General features: G+C 64.9%; 12 protein-coding genes and 1 pseudogene. 5 read left to right on the forward strand and 8 right to left on the reverse strand.

Features of this window, described 5'->3' with window-relative positions:
* Nucleotides 1–77: 77 nt before the first annotated feature.
* A pseudogene (locus tag OKB87_RS21825) lies at nt 78–239 on the forward strand (DUF465 domain-containing protein); the annotation flags it as partial.
* Between the two features lie 94 nt (nt 240–333).
* Here OKB87_RS21825 and OKB87_RS21830 read toward each other — a convergent pair.
* Nucleotides 334–1,431, reverse strand: a complete 1,098-nt coding sequence (locus tag OKB87_RS21830; protein ID WP_215783126.1) for a helix-turn-helix domain-containing protein — start codon at nt 1,429–1,431, stop codon at nt 334–336.
* 187 nt (nt 1,432–1,618) lie between these two features.
* Between OKB87_RS21830 and OKB87_RS21835 the strand changes: the two genes are divergently transcribed.
* Nucleotides 1,619–4,120: a penicillin acylase family protein gene (locus OKB87_RS21835; RefSeq protein ID WP_270828513.1), complete on the forward strand. Its 2,502-nt coding sequence runs from the start codon at nt 1,619–1,621 to the stop codon at nt 4,118–4,120.
* A 74-nt stretch (nt 4,121–4,194) separates the two neighbouring features.
* Here the strand turns inward: OKB87_RS21835 and nifJ are convergent, their stop codons facing one another.
* Complete coding sequence (nifJ, locus tag OKB87_RS21840) at nt 4,195–7,770, reverse strand: pyruvate:ferredoxin (flavodoxin) oxidoreductase (protein ID WP_270828514.1); 3,576 nt, start codon at nt 7,768–7,770, stop codon at nt 4,195–4,197.
* Nucleotides 7,767–9,413 (reverse strand): NAD(P)-binding protein, encoded by a 1,647-nt coding sequence (locus OKB87_RS21845; RefSeq protein WP_270828515.1) that lies wholly within the window; start codon nt 9,411–9,413, stop codon nt 7,767–7,769. The genes nifJ and OKB87_RS21845 overlap by 4 nt, the downstream gene beginning before the upstream one ends.
* Nucleotides 9,414–9,803: 390 nt before the next feature.
* Here OKB87_RS21845 and OKB87_RS21850 point away from each other — a divergent pair, with 390 nt between their 5' ends.
* Together OKB87_RS21850 and OKB87_RS21855 are read left to right on the forward strand one after the other, a co-directional pair.
* A complete protein-coding gene (locus tag OKB87_RS21850; RefSeq protein ID WP_270828516.1) occupies nt 9,804–11,618 on the forward strand; it encodes a hybrid-cluster NAD(P)-dependent oxidoreductase in 1,815 nt (604 codons plus the stop codon).
* Between the two features lie 222 nt (nt 11,619–11,840).
* Complete coding sequence (locus OKB87_RS21855; protein WP_270828517.1) at nt 11,841–13,553, forward strand: methyl-accepting chemotaxis protein; 1,713 nt, start codon at nt 11,841–11,843, stop codon at nt 13,551–13,553.
* 59 nt (nt 13,554–13,612) lie between these two features.
* Here OKB87_RS21855 and htpX read toward each other — a convergent pair whose 3' ends face one another.
* From htpX to bioB, 5 genes are all read right to left on the reverse strand, one after another.
* Nucleotides 13,613–14,485 carry a protease HtpX gene (gene htpX / locus OKB87_RS21860; protein WP_270828518.1) on the reverse strand — a complete coding sequence of 291 codons (873 nt, stop codon included), beginning with the start codon at nt 14,483–14,485 and terminating at the stop codon, nt 13,613–13,615.
* 112 nt (nt 14,486–14,597) lie between these two features.
* The gene (gene bioD / locus OKB87_RS21865) at nt 14,598–15,278 is read right to left on the reverse strand and encodes a dethiobiotin synthase (protein ID WP_011705390.1); all 681 of its coding nucleotides are present in this window, start codon (nt 15,276–15,278) and stop codon (nt 14,598–14,600) included.
* A gap of 82 nt (nt 15,279–15,360) precedes the next feature.
* Complete coding sequence (gene bioC, locus OKB87_RS21870; protein WP_270828519.1) at nt 15,361–16,164, reverse strand: malonyl-ACP O-methyltransferase BioC; 804 nt, start codon at nt 16,162–16,164, stop codon at nt 15,361–15,363.
* Nucleotides 16,154–17,350, reverse strand: coding sequence for an 8-amino-7-oxononanoate synthase (bioF, locus tag OKB87_RS21875; protein ID WP_270828520.1), 1,197 nt, complete (start codon nt 17,348–17,350; stop codon nt 16,154–16,156). Before bioF ends, bioC begins: the two co-directional genes overlap by 11 nt.
* A complete protein-coding gene (bioB, locus tag OKB87_RS21880; protein WP_270828521.1) occupies nt 17,347–18,435 on the reverse strand; it encodes a biotin synthase BioB in 1,089 nt (362 codons plus the stop codon). Before bioB ends, bioF begins: the two co-directional genes overlap by 4 nt.
* A gap of 191 nt (nt 18,436–18,626) precedes the next feature.
* On the opposite strand from bioB, the gene bioA reads away from it, so the two are divergent.
* On the forward strand, nt 18,627–19,901 hold the full coding sequence (gene bioA / locus OKB87_RS21885; protein ID WP_270828522.1) for an adenosylmethionine--8-amino-7-oxononanoate transaminase: 1,275 nt from the start codon (nt 18,627–18,629) through the stop codon (nt 19,899–19,901).
* Nucleotides 19,902–19,903: the final 2 nt, after the last annotated feature.

Raw genomic sequence — 19,903 nt, forward strand, 5'->3', positions numbered from 1 at the left:
TGGGGCATGCAGTCGTGGCAAGCCCTCCGATGCCATATCGGCTCTTGAAGCTGGCTGAGGGTCATGGGTAATCAGGTTTCCAAAAGAAGTTTGACTTGCACAACGACCTGGATGTGGAGATTAGAAAGTTGGAAAAGCATCACGCCAGCGACTACAGCTCCGAGGTGAAGGATCTGAAAAAACAGAAACTTAAACTGAAAGAGGAGATCTACGACATCCTCAAACAACATCCACAATAGACGCCTCGACGAATACCTGGATAAGTAACTTATCCTGCCAGCCCGGCCCGACGCCGGGCTTTTTGTTGGCCGCTCATCAGGAGGCGACCACTGCTTACGCCCCCTGGCGTCGAAACTCGCTGGGAGTCTGGCCGGTGTGACGGCGAAAGGCACTGTTGAAGGTAGACTTGCTGTTGAAACCGGCCCGGTAGCAGACATTGGCCACCGTCTCGTCACTCGTCTGCAGCAGCCGCTTGGCCTCCTCCACCCGATGGCGGTTGAGCCAGTCGTAGAAGTTGCCCCCTGAACAGGCGTTGATGGCACTGGACGCCTGATGAAGGCTCAGACCGCACTCCTCGGCCAGCTTGCCAAGGGAGAGCGCGGGGTCCCGGTAGGCACCACGCCCGAGCTGGCGTTCCAGCTCCTCGAACAGGGGGCGCAGACCGTCATCTCGCACCGGCTCAGAAGCGGCGTCAGTAGCTCGCTCGCGCACGCCCCCCTCCGGCGCGCCTCCCTGCTGGGGCAAGCGGGCATGGGCCAGCACCTGCAGCAGCAGATAGGCGGTGACGGGAGCCTGCAGATAGACGGTAGAGAGCGGCCAGCCGAGCCAGCTCAAGGCGATGCGGCCGAGCAACAGCAGGGCCACCAGCAGTTGCAGCCCCTGCAACTGAGCCACCCAGGCCCGCAGCGCCGGTTTGCGGCTGACCACCCCAAGACGCTGCTGCTGCCACCAGTAAGCCAGCCCCAGCAGGGCGATGCAGGCCAGATAGCGGTTGCCATAGAGGGTCACCCCGGGCCACAGCGCATCCCCCTGCTTGCCAAGCAGGATCCAGCTCACCTTGTCGGCCCCCGGCAACAACCAGTAGGGCAGCGCCAGAGCGGCAACCAGCAGCATGGGCAAGCCGTGCACCAGCCGGTCACGCCAGCCACCGAGTACCGCCTCCCCCTGCAGAGCCCTGATATAGCCGTACAGACAAAACGGCAGCATCACCACCAGGGGATCCGCCAGCTTGAGCAGGTGGGGCCAATGGTGGAACCACTGTTGCTGGTGATAGAGATATTCCAGCGCCTGCAAGCCGCTCAGGCTGAGCAGGGCCAGCAGATAACCGGCAGCGGCATCCCGCCGCATGCGGCGCAGCCAGCCGAGCGTGGCCAGCAGCAACATGCCGGTCAAGCTCAGACTGAGCACGGCGGCCACTTCTTCCCACTGCATATGCGTCCTCCTGCAGGTGCGGCTCCATCGAGCCGTACCTGCTTATCCTTGTTTTTATTGTGTTTTCCAACTCTCGACCGGTTCCATCCAGCGGGGCGACAGCAAACCGGGGCTGCTCTTAAATACCGTCACCTGCGGCTGAAAAGCAACAGAACCATAACAAGTCAGGACCACAGAAGGAACCAAGATGAGAACGCCCTTCCCCCTTACCCTGCTCGGCTGCCTCGTACTGGCCGGCTGCCAGGAGAACAGCAGCGAGCCGGATCCCGCTCGCCACTACGACGTCACCCTCACCTATACGGAGCAGGGTGTTCCCCACATCAAGGCGAACGACTACGCCAGCCTGGGCTTTGGCGCCGGCTATGCCCATGCCGAAGAGAACCTCTGTACCCTGAGCGAGCAGATCATGAAGCTGCGAGGAGAAAAATCCCGCTGGCTGGGAGCGGGTGAACAGCAGCGCAACCTGCTCTCCGACGTGGGCTATCGTTCGCTCGACCTGCCAGCCCAGGCTGCCGCCCTGTATGGCAGGCTGGCGCCGGATGCCCGTCATCTCATCGAGGGCTACGTGGCGGGTTTCAACCACTCACTCAGCGGGCGAGCCGGCCCGGCGGACTACCCCTCCCCCTGCCGCGGGGCCGAGTGGGTCGAACCCATCACCCCGATCCAATTGCTGGCCTATCACCTGGATCTCGCCCAGCTGGCCAGCGGCCGCAGCTTCATCGGCGCCATGGCCAGTGCCCAGCCCCCCGCCAGCGGGACACGGGCACGCGCCACCCTGCCCGCCCCCGAACTGGATCCCGTCTCGTTGCTGACCTCGGAGGGGATCGGCAGCAACGGCTGGGCACTGGGGGCGGATCGCAGCAGCAACGCCAACAGCCTGCTGCTCGGCAACCCCCACTTCCCCTGGGATGGAGAACTCAGGTTCTATGAACAGCACCTGCAGATCCCGGGGGAACTCAACGTGACCGGTGCCACCATGATGGGCTTTCCCGCCATCCTGATCGGCTTCAACGAGCAGCTGGGCTGGACCCACACCGTCTCCCAGTCCAAACGCTTCACCCTCTATCAGCTCACCCTGGACCCCGCCAATCCGCTGCGTTACCGCTACGGCGACCAGTGGCGGGAGATGAGCCAGAAAGCGATCACCGTACAGGTACGCCAGGCTGATGGCAGCCTGCAACCTTATGTCCAGACCGTCTATGCCAGCCACTTCGGCCCCATGGTCAACCTCGCCTCACTCTCGCCCAGCCTGGGCTGGACCAGCAGCAGCGCCATCAGCTTCCGCGATGCCAACGCCGGCAACTACAAGATGCTGGAACAGTGGCTCGCCATGGCCAAGGCCCAGAGCACCCCGGCCTTCTTCGATGCGCTGGCCGAGCATCAGGGGGTGCCCTGGGTCAATACACTGCTGATCGACAAGACGGGCCAGGCCAGTTATGTGGATGCCACCCAGGTACCCCGCCTCGGCACCAAGGCGGAAGCCTGGTGGCGAGCAGCGTCCCAGACGCCGCAGCTGGCCCCCATCTGGCTGGATGGCGAGGGCAGCGTGCTGCTGCCGGGCAACGCCCCCGATTTCGAGTGGGTCGACAGCGGCCAGACCCGCGTTGCCGGCCTTGTTCCCCTGAGCCAGGCCCCCCGCCAGACTCGCAGCGACTACATCTACAACGCCAACAGCAGCCACTGGCTGACCAACCTGGCGGCCCCGCTGGAGGGTTACTCCATCCTCTACGGGCCGGAGCAGACGGTGCGCAGCCCGCGAACCCGCTACAACGCCCAGCTCATCAGCACCCCCGACACCATGGGACTGACCGGAAGCGATCGGCGTTTCACCCTGCAGTCGCTGCAACGGGTACTGACCCACAACGGCTCCCTGTTTGCCCGTGAGCTCAGAGATCCCCTGCTGGCTCGCTGCCAGGCACATCCGCTGATCCAGCTGACCAGCGGCCCGCTGGACTTGACGCCGAGCTGCAATGCACTCGCCAACTGGGATGGCGAATATCAGCTGGAGAGCCGCGGCGCCCACCTGATGCGCGAATGGTTGACGGCGTTTCGCACCAGCGGCCACAGAGACATCAAGGATGCCCTGTTCGCCACTCCCTTCGATCCGGCCCATGGCGCCACCACGCCGAGCGGGCTGGCCCCCTGGAACGGCGCGCCGGATGAAGACCCAGCCCTGCTGGCGCTGGCCCAGGCCCAGCAGCGGTTGCAGGCGGCCGGTATCGCGCCGGATGCCGAGCTCGGTGCACTGCAGTTCGTGCAAAAAGCGGCCGGGCTGAGCCCCATAGCGCTGCCGGGAGGCAACTCGTTCGAGGGCATGTTCAACATGGTGCAGACCAATCTGCCTTCGCGCAGCAGCTCGGATCTCGCCAACATAGTGACCGGCAAGGCCGTGGCAGGCACCACGCTGCGCAGCCTGGATGACGACGGTGACGGCCAGCCCGAGCTGCGTTATCGCGCCAACTACGGTTCCAGCTTCGTGCTGGCCCTGCAGTTTGATGCCGCCGGCCCCAAGGCGGAGCGCTTCCTGAGCTACGGCCAGTCCCATGACCCCGAGAGCCCACACTTCACCGATCAGACCGAGCAGTTCGCCCGTCAGCAGTGGCAGCCCATGCGCTTCACCGAGCAGGAGATAGCGGCCCATCAGGAGCGCACCCTGCACCTCAAGGTACTGCGTACCACCAACCCCTGAGCGAGCCCTGTCAATCCAGTCATAAAAAAGCGGGCCAGTGGCCCGCTTCGTTTTATGCAGAGTTAACCCCATCATCACACCGGCGGATGGAAATGGCTGGCCTCGCGGGTGGCCATCTCCTCGTAGGTGGCCCACTTCTGCCACGCCACTTTTTGCGCTACCTGCATCAACCGCTCGGCCTCCTGTGGATGGCTCTGGGCCAGCACCCGATAACGGGTCTCCTCCTGCCGATATGTAGCAAGGGGGATGGAGGGGCGCAGACTGTCGAGGCTGAAGGGGTTCTGCCCCGCACTGCGCAGTACCGGGTTGTAGCGCATCAGCGGCCAGTGACCGGAGGCCACGGCGCGTTTTTGCTGGGTCAGGCCAAACTCCATGTCGATGCCGTGGGCGATGCAGTGGCTGTAGGCGATGATAAGCGACGGGCCCGGATAGGCCTCCGCCTCACGCAAGGCCTGCAGCGCCTGCTGCGGGTTGGCACCGAAGGCGATGCGGGCCACATAGACGTTGCCGTAGGAGATGGCCTGCAAGGCCACATCCTTCTTGGCCAGGGTCTTGCCCCCCGCCGCGAACTTGGCGACGGCACCGAGCGGGGTCGATTTCGACATCTGGCCGCCGGTGTTGGAGTAGACCTCGGTATCCATCACCAGCACATTCACATCGCGCCCGGAAGCGAGCACATGATCGAGCCCCGCCGAGCCGATGTCATAAGCCCAGCCATCGCCGCCGATGATCCAGACCGAGCGGCGCACCAGCTGATCGATAAGCGATAGCAGCTCGCGGGCCTTGCCGGACTTCACCTCTTCCAATCGCCCCCGCACTTGCGCGACCCGGGTGCGCTGGGCACGGATCTCCGACTCCAGCCGCTGCGGGGCGCTGACAAGCGACTCCACCAGCTCGACCCCGATCTCCCCCTTCATCGCCTGCAAGGCCGCCACCGCCTGACCGTGGTGCTGATCGGCGGTGAGGCGAAAACCAAAGCCAAACTCGGCGTTGTCCTCGAACAGCGAGTTCGACCAGGCCGGCCCCTTCCCTTCGCCATTCTTGGCCCAGGGAGTGGTCGGCAGGTTGCCGCCATAGATGGAGGAGCAACCGGTGGCGTTGGCCACCAGCATGCGGTCACCAAACAGCTGGGTCAGCAACTTGAGATAGGGGGTCTCGCCACAGCCGGCGCAGGCGCCGGAGAACTCGAACAGAGGTTCGAGGAACTGGGTGCCGCGCACGGTGGAGAAATCCACCCGCTCGCGGGCAGGCCAGGGCAGGCTCTCGAACCAGCGCAGCGCCTGCTTCTGGCCGGCCAGATGCGGCGCCTTGTCAATCATGACGATGGCCCGCTCGCCTTCATGGCTTTCATCCGCTCCGGCCCGCACCGGACAAGCTTGCACACACTGACCGCAGCCGGTGCAATCCTCCGGATAGAGCTGCAGGGTGTAGCGACTGTCGGGGAAGCCCTTGGCAGTGACGGGTACCGACTGCGCCGCCTCGGGGGCGCTCGCCAGCCAGTCCTGATGGTAGAACTTGGCTCGTAGCGCCGCGTGGGGGCAGACAAAGACGCAGTTGCCACACTGGATGCAGATATCCGAATTCCAAATCGGGATCTCGCGGGCGATATCGCGCTTCTCGAAGCGGCTGGTGGCGGTGGGGTAAGTGCCGTCCACCGGCAGCATGGAGACCGGGATGCGATCGCCGCGCCCCGCCAGCATCTCGCCGGTGACGCGCTGGACAAACTCGCTGCCCCCCGGTGCCAGCGGCAGCGGATAGTCGCTGATCTGCTCGTCACCGGCCGGGATCGCCACCTGGTGCAGATGAGCCAGGGTGTCATCCACCGCCGCGAAGTTGCGCGCCACCACCTCGGGCCCCTTGCGGGCATAGCTCTTCTCGATGCTCTCTTTGATAAGCGCGATCGCCTCGTCCCGCGGCAAGATGCCGGCCAGCGCGAAGAAGCAGGTCTGCATGATGGTGTTGATGCGATTGCCCATGCCGTTGCGCTCGGCCACCCGATCGCCGTCGATGCAGTAGAGCTGGATATTGAGGGCACGGATGCGGGCGCGCAGCCGCTCGGGCAGCTCGGCCCAGACTCGGTCAGGCTCATGGGGAGCATTGAGCAGCAGGGTCGCCCCCTCGGCGGCGAACTCCAGCAGATCGACCGATTCGACAAAACCCCACTGGTGGCAACCGATAAAGCTCGCCTGCTCGATAAGCCAGGGGGCGTCGATGGGCTCGGGGCCAAAGCGCAGGTGGGAGACGGTGCGCGAGCCCGACTTCTTGGAGTCGTAGACGAAGTAGCCCTGGGCGTGGAAGCCCTCCAGCTCGCCGATGATCTTGATGCTGTTCTTGTTGGCACCGACCGTGCCATCGGCGCCGAGGCCGAAGAACAGCGCCCGCACCCGACTGGCGGGCTCCAGATCGCCGATGGGGTGCCAGGCCAGACTGAGGCCGGAAACGTCGTCCACAATCCCCACGGTAAAGCGGGGGCGCGGCGCATCACAGGCCAGTTCCTCGAACACGGCCGCGCACATGGCGGGGGTGAACTCCTTGGAAGAGAGGCCGTAGCGACCGCCACTGAGCCAGGGCAGGCGCTTGATAAGACCACGCTGCAAGCCGTCGATCAGCGCGCTCTGCACATCCAGCAGCAGCGGCTCACCACCGGCGCCCGGCTCCTTGGTGCGATCCAGCACCGCCATGCGCCGCACGCTCTCGGGCAGCGCATCGAGCAGCGCCTGCACCGGGAAGGGACGATAGAGGCGAATGACCAGCACCCCGGTCTTGCGATCCTGCTGGTTGAGCCAATCCACCGTCGTGCGGGCGGTGGCGGCCCCCGACCCCATCAGCACGATGACGTCGGTGGCATCGGGGGCGCCGTGATACTCCACCAGCCGGTAGTGGCGGCCGGTCAGCTCGCCGAGGCTCTCCATGCACTGCTGCACCCGCGCCGGCACCGCCTCGTAGAAGGGGTTGACGCTCTCTCGGGACTGGAAATAGGTGTCGGGGTTCTGGGCGGTGCCGCGCATCACCGGATGATCCGGGTTGAGCGCCCGCGCACGGTGGGCGCGCACCCAGTCGTTGTCGATAAGCGCCCGGATCTCATCTTTATGCAACGCGACTATCTTGTTCACCTCGTGGGAGGTGCGAAAGCCGTCGAAGAAGTGGATGAAGGGCACCCGGCACTGCAGGGTGACGCTGTGGGCGACCAGGGCCAGGTCCTGCGCCTCCTGCACCGAGCCGGAGGCGAGCATGGCAAAGCCGGTGCTGCGCGCCGCCATCACGTCCTGATGGTCGCCAAAAATCGACAACCCCTGCGCCGCCAAAGATCGGGCCGCCACATGGAACACCGCCGAGGTCAATTCGCCTGCGATCTTGTACATGTTGGGCAACATCAGCATCAGCCCTTGGCTGGCGGTGAAGGTGGTGGCCAGTGCCCCTGCCTGCAGGGCACCGTGCACCGTGCCGGCCGCCCCCCCTTCACTCTGCATCTCCACCACCGTGGGGATGTTGCCCCACAGGTTGGTCTGCCCCTCCGCGGCCCAGGCGTCGGCCAGTTCGGCCATGGTCGAGCTCGGGGTGATCGGGTAGATGGCACACACTTCGCTCAGCTGATACGCCACCCGGGCCGCGGCTTCGTTGCCGTCGACCATGATCAATTCATGTTTCATTGGGACTCCTCCGGTTGGCGCAACTCGATGGCATGGCAGGGACACTGGTCATGGCAGGCACCGCAACCGGTGCAGAGTTCGGCATCCACCTGATACCCCAGACCCGGCCCCAGCTTGGCGATGGCCTGCTCGGGGCAGCTGCCATAACAGCCGTCGCACTCGAAGCAGTTGCCGCAGGAGTAGCAGCGCGCCGCCTCGTAGCGGGCCGCCGTCTCGTCCAGTCCGCCGATGATCTCGCCAAAGTCGTCCCGCGCCGAGGGCGGTTTGACCGGCTGGCTGCTGGCAGGGGCATGGGTCTGGAACCAGAGCTGCAACTGTTCGGGCCCCACCAGCGGGTAGGAGAGCGGTTTGTGGTAGAGGCGACCACGCAGCCAGGCATCCATGTGGCGCGCCGCCTTCTTGCCGTGGCCGGTGGCGATGGTGACGGTGCGCTCGGAGGGCACCATGTCACCGCCGGCAAACAGACCCGGCACATCCGTCATCAGGTTCTCGCCAACCTGCACCACCCCCTCCTTATTGACCCGCACGCCGGGGATGCTCTCCAGCACGCTCAAGTCCACCTCCTGACCCAGCGCCAGAATGAGGGAGTCCGCTTCGAGGGTTTCAAACTTGCCGGTGGGCACCGGCTTGCCTTCGGCATCCAGCGCCATCACCTCCACTTCGATATTGGTGCTGTCGAGCTGACGGATGGTGCGCAGCCAGTTGATCTTGATCCCCTCCTCCTCGGCCTCGTCGGCCTCGAAGGCGTGGGCCGGCATATGATCCCGGTCGCGGCGGTAGATGATCATCGCCTCTTCGACCCCGAGGCGGCGGGCGGTGCGGGCCGCGTCCATGGCGGTGTTGCCGCCGCCGTAGATGGCCACCCGCCGTCCCAGCTTGGGTGGTGGCAAGCCCTGCTCCTCGGCCAGGCTCGCCTGCTCGAGGAAGCTCACCGCATCGAGGATCTTGCCCGCCTCGCGGGCCGGAATGTCGACCCGCTTGGCCAGATGGGCGCCGATGGCCATGAAGACGGCGTCAAAGCCCCCCTCGTCGCGCGCCTTGAGTACGTCTTCCACCTTGTGGTTGAGGGTCAGGGTCACCCCGGCAGCGACGATGCGGGCCACCTCCCTGTCCAGCATGTCGCGGGGCAGGCGGTAGGCGGGAATGCCGAAGCGCAGCATGCCGCCGGCGAGCGGGCCCGCCTCGCGGATCTCCACCTGATGGCCGAGCCGGTTGAGGTGCCAGGCGCAGGAGAGGCCGGAGGGGCCGGCTCCTATCACCAGCACCTTCTTGCCGCTGGCGGGCGCGGGCGGTGCAGGCTGCCAGCCACGGGCCAGCGCCTCATCGCCGAGGAAACGCTCGATGGCGTGAATGGAGACGGCATCATCCACCTGGGCACGGTTGCAGGCCGTTTCGCAGGGGTGATAACAGACCCGCCCGTGGACCGCAGGCAGGGGATTTTCTTCGATCAGTCGTTGCCAGGCCGCCTCAAAGCGGCCCGCTTCGGCCAGGGCAAGCCAGGCCTGGATGTTCTCGCCAGCCGGGCAGGCATGGTTGCAAGGTGGCAGGGCCGGCCGCCAAACGGGTAGCCGAGTACGGACCGGGCCTGTTCCCGTTTTCTGGGAGAGATCCGGCTGTGGGGTCATATCCAGTTGTTTGCTCATACATTGCTTTCTTCTTTTTGTGTGACAGGCCCCATCCGATGGCGCTTGATACCGTTTTGCCTGGGCAGACGGTGGCCGGAGGGGGAAGAAGCGAAAGCGTTAGAAACTGGAAGCTGACTCGATAATGGACGGATTTGTGTACCGAATGACGGATCAGGATCAAAAAATGTTGCACTTTATGAGGTATGGAGTGCACAACGTGACCCGTGTAACATCTTGCCCGTCTGCAGGAGTCACCACTCGGGCTCGCGCCCCGCAAACAACGCTTCGCCGTTCTCCGGCCCCGTGAGCCGGGCGCATCAGGCCCCCCTCCTGCAACGATTGCTGCACGGAACAGCTCCCGTTATCTTGTCTCCTGCACTGGAACCACCACAGCACAAGGACCCGGCCATGCCCAAGCTCGCCAGCATTCATCTCTACCCCATCAAGTCCACGGCAGGCATGCCACTGACCCGCGCCCTGGTCACCGAAGAGGGGCTGCAAGGGGATCGCCGCTACATGGTGGTCAAGCCGGATGGCAGCTTCATCACCGCCCGCACCCATCCCCAGTTGCAGCAGGTGGTGGCCACCCCTATCGAGGGCGGTCTGCAGCTGCGCTATCCGGGCCTTGATCCCCTCATCCTGCAAGAGCGGGATTTTTCCCGCACGCCCCGGGCCACCGGGGTCTGGAGCGACAGCTTCAGCGCCCTGCAGACCCAGCCCCAGGCCGATGCGTGGCTGAGCCAGGTGGCGGGGGAGCCGGTTCAGCTGCTCTGGCTCGGTGAAGAGTCCGCCCGCTTTCGGGAAAAGACCGGCACCCGGGTCAGCTTTGCCGACGGCTATCCGCTGCTGCTGATAAGCCAGGCCTCGCTTGAGGATCTCAACCTGAGATCCGACGCGCTGCACCAGATGAGCCAGTTTCGCACCAACCTGGTGGCGAGCGGCACCCTGCCCTTCGAGGAGGACAGCTGGAAACGGATCCGCATCGGCGAGGTGGAGTTTCGGGTCGCCAAGCCCTGCAGCCGCTGCATCATGACCACGGTGGAGCCGGGCACGGATCGCTTCAATGCCCTCAAGGAGCCGCTAGCCACCCTCACCCGCTACCGGCGCGGCGAGGATGGCGAGGTCTACTTCGGCCAGAACCTGGTGGCCCTCAACGAGGGCTGGATTGAGGCGGGCAGCGAGATAGAGGTGCTGGAGCGCGCCCGTGCCCCCGTTTACCCCAACGCGGCCCCGAAAAAACGGGAGCTGGTGTGCGTGGCCCGCGAGCCACTGGCGCGGGATCTGGAGACCTTCTGGTTCGAGGCGGCCGATGGCGAGCCCCTGCCCGACTATCTGCCGGGCCAGCATCTGCCCATCAGCCTGGACATTGGCCTGGGCCTGCGGCGCGAGCGTCTGCAGCGCCGCTATACCCTGAGCTCCACGCCGGAGCGGCCCGAGCGTTACAGCATCAGCGTCAAGAAGGTGGGGGGCGGTCGCATCTCCCACTGGCTGCACCAGCAGTTGCAACCCGGTGACAAGTTGCTGGCCGCAGCGCCGGCCGGCGAGTTTCATTTAGGCACCGGGCGCTCCCTGCTGCTGCTCTCGGCAGGCTCGGGGGTCACTCCCATGCTCTCCATTGCCCGCACTCTGGCCTTGCGCGGGGAGCTTGGCGATGTGCACTTTATGCACCTGTGCCGCAGCGAGGCGGACATTCCCGCCGCCGCCGAACTGCACGCCCTGGCGCAGCAGGGGATGACCCTCACCCTGATCCTCAGCCAACCCGATACGCACTGGCAGGGGCTCAAGGGACGGCTGGACGATGAGCACCTCAAACAAGTCAAGCAGCTTGCCGGACGGGAGGTGTTTATCTGCGGCCCCCACGGCTTTATGACCGATGCGGCCGCCAGACTGGCCGCCCTGGGCGTGCCCGCCGAGCGGATCCGCCAGGAGAGCTTTGGCGGCGCCATCCTCTCGGTGGCTCGCCCCCACCAGGCGGTGCAACTGCGCATCGGCAAGCAGCGTTTTGCCGGCAACAATCAGGGTACAGTGCTGGATCAGGCCCACAAGCAAGGGGTGGATCTGCCCTGGAGCTGCCGCGCCGGCATCTGCGGCAGCTGCAAGCAGACCCTGCTCGCGGGCGAGGTGGATCACCCCGATGCCCCAGCCATCACCGCCGCCGAACGGGCCGAGGGCAAGATCCTCACCTGCTGCGCCGTGCCGCTCACCGACCTTGTCATCAAATAAGGTGATCGAGCAGCTATAACCCCACCGGCCGGGCGCCCGCTCCCGGCCGTTTTCTCTCTGTTTCGGTACGCTCTCCCTCGTGCCCACCTTTTATCCAAACCCCCGCAATCTTGCCGGGCCCCGCTCCTATACTCACAGCAACAACAACAAAACCCCTCCGACGTAGCGGCCTTTGCCGTCTGACCAAGGGGGTTATCCGGTGAGAATAAGGACGCTCAAACCATGGAACAGAACAGACCCGCCTTTCAGCTCAACCTGCTGCTCTCCGTCGTCACCCTGATCCTGCTGTCGCTGGTATTTTTTGCCTACAGCTGGTCAGGAACGCAACTCGAGCAGAGCTATCAGCAACGCTATCAATCCTATCTGCTGGCCGATGAACTGCGGCAATCCTCCGACGACCTGACCCGCCTCGGCCGCACCTACGTGATCACCAAGGATCCGGCCTACGAACAGCAGTACATGCGGATCCTGGCCATTCGCAACGGGGAGCAGAACCGGCCGCAGGGCTACAACCGCATCTACTGGGACTTCGTCGCCGCCAACGGCCAGAACCCGCGGCCGGACAGCCAGGTGCGCCGTGGCCTCATCGACCTGATGAAGGACACCGGCTTTACCGAAGAGGAGCTGGCCAAGCTCAACGAGGCCAAGAACAACTCGGATGCCCTGGTCAACACCGAGGTGGCCGCCTTCAAGCTGGTACAGCAGACGGACGGCGATCTGGCCGCCAACCAGCAAAAGGCCATCGCCATGATGCATGACAAGGCCTATCACCAGAACAAGGGGCGCATCATGTCCCCCATCGACGACTTCTACGTCCTGATGGAACACCGCACCCAGCAGGCGGTGGACGATGCTGCCAGCCAGTCCGCCATGCTGCGCTACCTGTTCATCGCGCTGGGTCTGGTGTTGATGTTCTTCCTCTGGCGCACCTACAAGGCGCTGCTCGACCTGGTCGGCACCTCGGTCAGCCAGCTCAGAAGCGATCTCAACCACCTGGCAGAGGGGGACTTCTCCCAACCCATCAAGGTGCCGGCCGGTGCCAAGGAGAGCCTGATCGGTCTGCTCGCCACCATGCAGGGCACCCTCAAGGGGATCATCGCCCAGGTCTCCCACTCCAGCGAAGAGCTCTCCGGCTCGGCCGACAGCATCGCCCAGATAGCGGAGCAGACCGCCCAGTTCGCCACCTCCCAGCAGACCAGCACCCAGACCATGGCAGCCGCCATCGAGGAGCTGGTGGTGAGCATCAGCCACCTCTCTGACAACGCCACCCACGCCGACGAGCTGAGCAAGGTCTCCGCCAACACCCTGGCGGAAGGCTCCGGGGTCATCAAGCAGACCCTCGACAGCATCCAGAGCATCTCGGACACCGTCTCCAACGCCGCCAGCAGCATCGCGGATCTCAACAGCCACACCCAGCAGATCTCGGAGATCATCGAGGTGATCCGCGGCATCGCCGATCAGACCAACCTGCTGGCGCTCAACGCTGCCATCGAGGCGGCCCGGGCCGGTGAGCAGGGGCGCGGCTTCGCGGTGGTGGCCGACGAGGTGCGCAACCTCGCCAGCCGCTCGGCCGCCTCCACCCAGCAGATCGCCGGTATGATCGGCAAGATCCAGAGCGGGGCGGATGCCTCCATCCGCAGTATGGAGAACACGGTCAACAACGTCTCCCGCGGGGTGAGCCTGGCCAGCCAGACCGGCGAGGCCATCGCCAGCATCCAGAACCACGCATCCAACCTGACCGGCCTGATGGGGGAGATCAGCCACACCCTGCGCGAGCAGTCCACCGCCGCCAACGAAGTGGTCTCCACCGTCGGCAACATCACCTCCCTCTCCGAGCAGTCGGGGGACGCTGCCCGCCACGTCTCGCAGGAGGCCGCCAAGCTCAAACAGCTGTCACGGCTGCTGCGCCAGGAGATGGCCCACTTCAAGCTGTAGCTGCGCGCACAAAGCAAAACGGCTGCCCGAGGGCAGCCGTTTTCATTGGTACGGTACGCTTAACCGCGCAGAGCCGCGATGCGCTGCTCGATGGGCGGGTGGCTCATGAACAGCTCGCTCATGGAGCGCTTGCCGTTGATGCCGAACGCCATCATGGAGCCTTCCAGCTGCGGCTCTGCACCGCGGGAGAGGCGCTGGAGCGCGGCAATCATCTTGTCACGGCCGGCCAGCTTGGCGGCGCCGGCGTCGGCGCGGAATTCACGCTGACGGCTGAACCACATGACGATGATGGAGGCCAGCACACCGAACAGCATCTCCAGCACGAACACGGTGATCATGTAGGCAAAACCGCCGCTGCTGCTGCTCTCCTCGTCGTTGTTGGAGCTGAAGAAGTTGCTGATGACGCCAGCCACGATGCGGGCGAAGAACATCACGAAGGTGTTCACCACCCCCTGGATCAGGGTCAGAGTCACCATGTCGCCGTTGGCCACGTGGCTCACCTCGTGGGCCAGCACGGCTTCCGCCTCGTCACGGCTCATACTGTAGAGCAGACCGGACGACACGGCGACCAGTGAGTCGTCACGGCGGGCGCCGGTGGCGAAGGCGTTCATCTCGGGGGAGTCGTAGATCCCCACTTCCGGCATCTTGATGCCCGCTTCACGAGCCTGACGGGCCACGGTACTGACCAGCCAGTGCTCGGTCTCGTTACGGGGTTGCTCGATGACCTGGACGCCATAGCTGCGCTTGGCCATCCACTTGGACATCAGCAAGGAGATAAAGGAACCCCCAAAACCGAACACGGCGCAGAACACCAACAGACCGGAAATGCTGGACTTGTTGATCCCCAGAACCGAGAACAGGATATTGAGTACCACCCCCAGCACCAGCATGACGGCCAGGTTGGTCACCAGGAATAGCATAATTCGCTTCATATTGACTCCTTGTGAGATATGGACGCGTGGCCCGTCACCAGTTCGCTGCCGGTCGGGCCACACCTGTCACGCATAATAGACAGTTTCTATGAATGTTCGCTGAATGTCGGATTCAGAGCAGGGGCGAAATGTCGAGTCGCCCGCGCAGATCAGCCTCGAGCGGATTGTTTACAAAGGGTATTTCACCCAAAAACGGGGCCGGCAGCAAGCCCCGCAGGGTATCCAGGTTTTCCTGGTAGTGGCTCATGGAGCCGTGCAGCCGGTTGATGACCCAGCCCGCCACCGGCAGGTTGTTGTTGCGAATGGCGGCGAAGGTGAGCAGGGCATGGTTGAGACAGCCCAGTTTGGCCCCCACTACCATGATGACCGGCATGTTCTCCTGCTTGACCCAGTCCGACAGCAGATGTTTGCGATCGAGCGGCAGGAACCAGCCCCCCGCCCCCTCCACCACCACCAGCTCGGCCCCCGCCTGTTCAATCTGGCGCAGCCCGTCCGACAACCCCTTCAGGGTAATGGCATCGCGCGCTTCGCTGGCGGCGATATGGGGCGCGATGGGCGGCTCGTAGGCGTAGGGATTGACCAGATCGTAGGGCAGCGGCAGGCTCGCCGCCTCCTGCAGCAGCACGGCATCAAGATTGCGCAGCCCGTCCGGGGTGCGGGCACAGCCGGCGGAGATGGGTTTGTAACCGGCGCAGCGCAGACCGTGCGCGGCGAATTCCAGCAGCAGGGTGCGGGCGACCAGCGTCTTGCCCACATCGGTATCGGTGCCGGTGACGAAGAAGGATTTAACCATGATGTCTCCTCAATACGGGGCCGCTGCCCACGCTCGCGATGGCAGGCAGCAGCTTCTCAATTCTCTCGGCCCATGAGGCCGGTTAGCGGCGGATCAGCTGGCCGAGGCACACCTGATAGCTGGCGGCCAGCAGGCCGTCCGGTTGGCGATGAGCTTCATAGGCCTGGCTCAGGCGCTGCAGACGCTGGCGGCTGCCAAGGCCGGTATGACGCTCGTCATTGACCTGGCTGGCGCCGATCCCCTTGAGATCGCGCAGCAAGCCGTTGAGCTCGGGGTAGCCGAGCGACCAGGTCAGGCTCTCCAGCGCCGGGGCGGCAAAACCGCCGGCGGCGATGGCATGCTGCAATTGTGGCAGGCTGAGGAAGCGATTGACATGATCACACTCGTCAACCGTGCGCCAGGCCTCACGCAATTGCCAGAGCGACTCGGCCAGCAGGGTGGAGAACAGCAGCCGGCCGCCGGGTTTGAGCACCCGGTGCAGCTCGGCAAAGGCCTGGGCCGGTCGCTCGCACCACTGCAGCGCTAGGCTGGAGAAGACCCAGTCAAATGTCTCGTCGGCAAAGGGGAGCTGCTCAGCATCGCCGCACAACAGGCGGGCGCCGCTGCCGCGAAGGGCGGCCTGCGCCAGCATGCCGGGAGCCAGATCCAGCCCGGTCAGCTCGTTGCAACGCCCGGCCAACGCCGGCAGGAAGAAGCCGGTACCGCAGCCCAGATCCAGCCCGCTCACTGTCAGATCTGTGCCAACCTGCCTGTCCGGCATGCGCTCCAGCAGTGCCTGCCCCACCTCCTGCTGGAAGCGGGCGTGGGCGTCGTAGTGACGGGCGGCGGCGCCGAAACGGCGGGCAAGCTGGGCCTTGTCGACCGCCTGAAAACGCTCATGAAGCATGGATGCCTCCTCTCTCGTCGTCCGCCGGGCAGGGGCCGAGGGCATCGAGCAGCCGATCCACATCCTGTTCACGGTGGGCCGCGCTCAAGGTGATGCGCAGCCGCGCCGTGCCGACCGGCACCGTGGGCGGGCGGATGGCGCCGGCCCAGACGCCGCATTCGCGCAGCCGCTCGGCCAGTTGCAGGGCAGCGATGCTTTCCCCCACCAGCAGCGGCTGGATAGGGGTAGCGCTGGCACCGAGTTGCCAGCCCAGCGCCTCTGCCCCTTGCCGAAAACGGGTGATCAGCAGACCAAGCTGGGCGCGGGCCTCGTCGGCGGCGCGTACCAGTGCGATGCTCTGGCGCACCGCGCAGGCCTGGGCAGCGGGCATATGGGTGCTGTAGACATAGTGGCGGGCGAAGTTGACCAGATACGCCACCAGCTCGCGACTGCCGCCCACAAAGGCACCGGCGACGCCAAGCGCCTTGCCAAAGGTGCCCATCTGGATGTGTACGCTGGCAGGAGCAACCCCCTGCGCCGCCAGGGTGCCGCGCCCTTGTGGCCCCAGCACGCCGAGGCCGTGGGCATCGTCAATCATCAGCCAGTTGCCGCTTTTGGCGGCCAGGGCTGCGAGCTCGCGCCAGGGGCCCTGATCACCGTCCATGCTGAATACCCCCTCCGAGACGATAAGGCCTCGGCTTGGCTCAAGCTGCCGCTCAAGAGCCGCCATGTCGTTGTGGCCGAAGCGCTTCATCTTGCAGGGCAGCTGGCTGCCCATCTCCTGCAGAGAGGCGTGGTTGAGTTTGTCCTGCCACAACAGGTGCTCCTTGCCGAGCAAGGCCTTGAGCACCGCCTGATTGGCGGAAAAGCCGCAGTTGAACAGCAGCACCGCCTCCAGCCCCAACCACTCGGCCAGGGTCTCCTCCAGCTGTTGGTGGGCCCGGCTGTAACCGGTCACCAGCGGCGAGGCGCCGGCGCCCGCACCATAGTGGTCGACTCCCTCCTGGAAGGCGGTCTTGATGGCGGGGTGATCGGCAAGCCCCAGATAGTCGTTGGCGGAAAAGTTGAGGTAATCGCGCCCCGCCACCCTGAGCCGTCCGCCACTCGCGCCGTCGGTCGCGATGCGGCTGCGCAGCAGGCCTGCCTGCTCGCGCTCGAAGAGCGCCGCGCTCAACCCAAAGGGGCCCGTTACTGCAGGGCCGTTCATGACCGCGCGGCCCCAGCACGGGGGCGGGTAGCGTCATAAAACATCTCGGCGGGCTCGCTCTGGCGACTCACCTCCGCCAGCAGCTCCTCCTCTTGAACCTGATCCGGCTTCTGGGCCCACTGGGCGGGGCGAATGCCGAGCCGCTTGAACAGCTGCATGTCACTGTTCTCGTCCGGGTTGGGGGTGGTCAGCAGCTTGCAGCCATAAAAAATCGAATTTGCCCCCGCCATAAAGCACATGGCCTGCATCTGCTCGTTCATCTTCTCCCGCCCGGCGGAGAGGCGCACGTGGGAAGCCGGCATCATGATCCGTGCCACGGCGATGGTGCGGATGAATTCGAACGGATCGAGGTTCTCCTGGTTCTCCAGCGGCGTGCCCTTCACCTTGACCAGCATGTTGATGGGCACGCTCTCCGGGTGGCGCGGCAGGTTGGCCAGCGCCATCAAGAGGCCGGCCCGATCTTTTGCCTGCTCGCCCATGCCGACGATGCCGCCGGAGCAGACCTTCATGCCGGCGCCGCGCACATGCTCCAGGGTATCGAGCCGGTCCTGATAGGTGCGGGTGGTGATGATGTCGCCGTAAAACTCCGGCGAGGTATCGAGGTTGTGGTTGTAGTAGTCAAGGCCGGCGGCGCCGAGGCGTGCCGCCTGATCGGCGGTGAGCATCCCGAGCGTCATGCAGGTCTCCATGCCGAGCCCGCGCACCTCTTCAATCATGCGCAGGATGTAGGGCATGTCCTTCTCTTTGGGGTTGCGCCAGGCGGCCCCCATGCAGAAGCGGGACGAGCCGTTGGCCTTGGCTTCGCGGGCCCGCTCCAGCACTTTCTCCACCTCCATCAGCCGCTCAGCCTCAAGACCGGTGTGATAACGGGCGCTCTGGGGGCAGTACTTGCAATCCTCCGGGCAGGCACCGGTCTTGATGGAGAGCAATGTGCTCACCTGTACTTCGTTCGGATCGAAATGGGCGCGGTGCACGGTCTGGGCCTGGAACAGCAGATCGTTGAATGGCAGGGCAAACAGGGCCTGAACCTCGGCGAGGGTCCAGTCATGACGAAGGGCGTGAGCGCCCGCGGTGACAGCATTCATACATGGCTTCCAATTGTTATAAGTGGGATCCTGCGCCGCCAGCTTGCATGGGCAAACGCAGAAGCCGCCACCCGGCCTGCACCCGAGTCGGGTTGCACGCAGCCAAGTGGCTGAAATTGTTGGCTAGTGTAAAGAGCGCGCGTAGACTGTCAACACCGACCAGATCAAATCAATTGACAACAGAACACAAAATGACCAATCAAGAATTCGACCTGCACCACGTCTGGCACCCCTATACCTCCCTCACCCATCCCCTGCCCTGCTATGAAGTGGCCAGTGCCAAGGGAGTGACCCTCACCCTCAGCGACGGCCGCGGGCTGGTGGATGGCATGAGCTCCTGGTGGGCTTGCGTGCACGGCTATCAGGTTCCGGAGCTGGACGCTGCCGCCACTGCCCAGCTCGGCAAGATGTCCCACGTGATGTTTGGCGGCCTCACCCACGCCCCCGCCGTCGATCTGTGCCGCAAGCTGGTGGAGATCACGCCAGCGGGGCTGGATCGGGTGTTTTTGGCGGACTCGGGCTCGGTAGCGGTGGAAGTGGCGCTCAAGATGGCGCAGCAGTACTGGCACGCCAAGGGGACGCCCAGGGCCAAGTTTGTCGCCCTGCGCGGCGGCTATCACGGTGACACCTTCGGCGCCATGAGCGTCTGCGATCCGGATGGCGGCATGCACGAGCTCTACAAGGGCTTCCTGCCCGAGCACCATTTTGTCGAAGCGCCGAGCTGCCGCTTCCACGCCGAGTGGGACGAGCAGTGCGTAGTGGAGCTCGCCACCCTGGTGGCGGACCATCATGAGGAAATCGCAGCCATCGTGCTCGAGCCTATCGTGCAGGGCGCCGGCGGCATGCGCTTCTATCATCCCCGCTACCTGCAGTGGGTACGCGCCCTGTGCGACGAGTTCGACCTGCTGCTGATTGCCGACGAGATCGCCACCGGCTTTGGCCGCACCGGCCAGCTGTTTGCCTGCGACTGGGCCGGCATCAGCCCCGACATCATGTGTCTGGGCAAGGCGCTCACCGGCGGCTACCTGACGCTGTCGGCCACGCTCACGACCGAGCATGTGGCTCGCACCGTGTGTGACGGGAAGGCGGGCGTCTTCATGCATGGGCCGACCTTCATGGGCAACCCCTTGGCCTGCGCCGTGGCCAACGCCTCCATCGATCTGCTGCTGGCCTCGCCGTGGCAGGAGCGGGTCCGCGCCATCGAACACCAACTCAAAACCGAACTGGTGGCGCTGACCCTGCACCCGGCGGTGGCGGATGTGCGGGTGCTTGGCGCCATCGGGGTGGTGGAGATGAAGGAGCGGGTGGACGTGGCGCGCATCCAGCGCAAGTTCGTCGAACTGGGCGCCTGGATCCGCCCGTTTGGCAAGCTGGTCTATCTGATGCCCCCCTTCGTCATCAGCCCGGCACAATTAACCGTGCTGACCAACGCCATCACCGCCGCCATCCACAGTGGCGAGTTCTGAGT

The organism is Aeromonas sp. Y318-1, assembly GCF_027706125.1.
Classification (GTDB): domain Bacteria; phylum Pseudomonadota; class Gammaproteobacteria; order Enterobacterales; family Aeromonadaceae; genus Aeromonas; species Aeromonas hydrophila.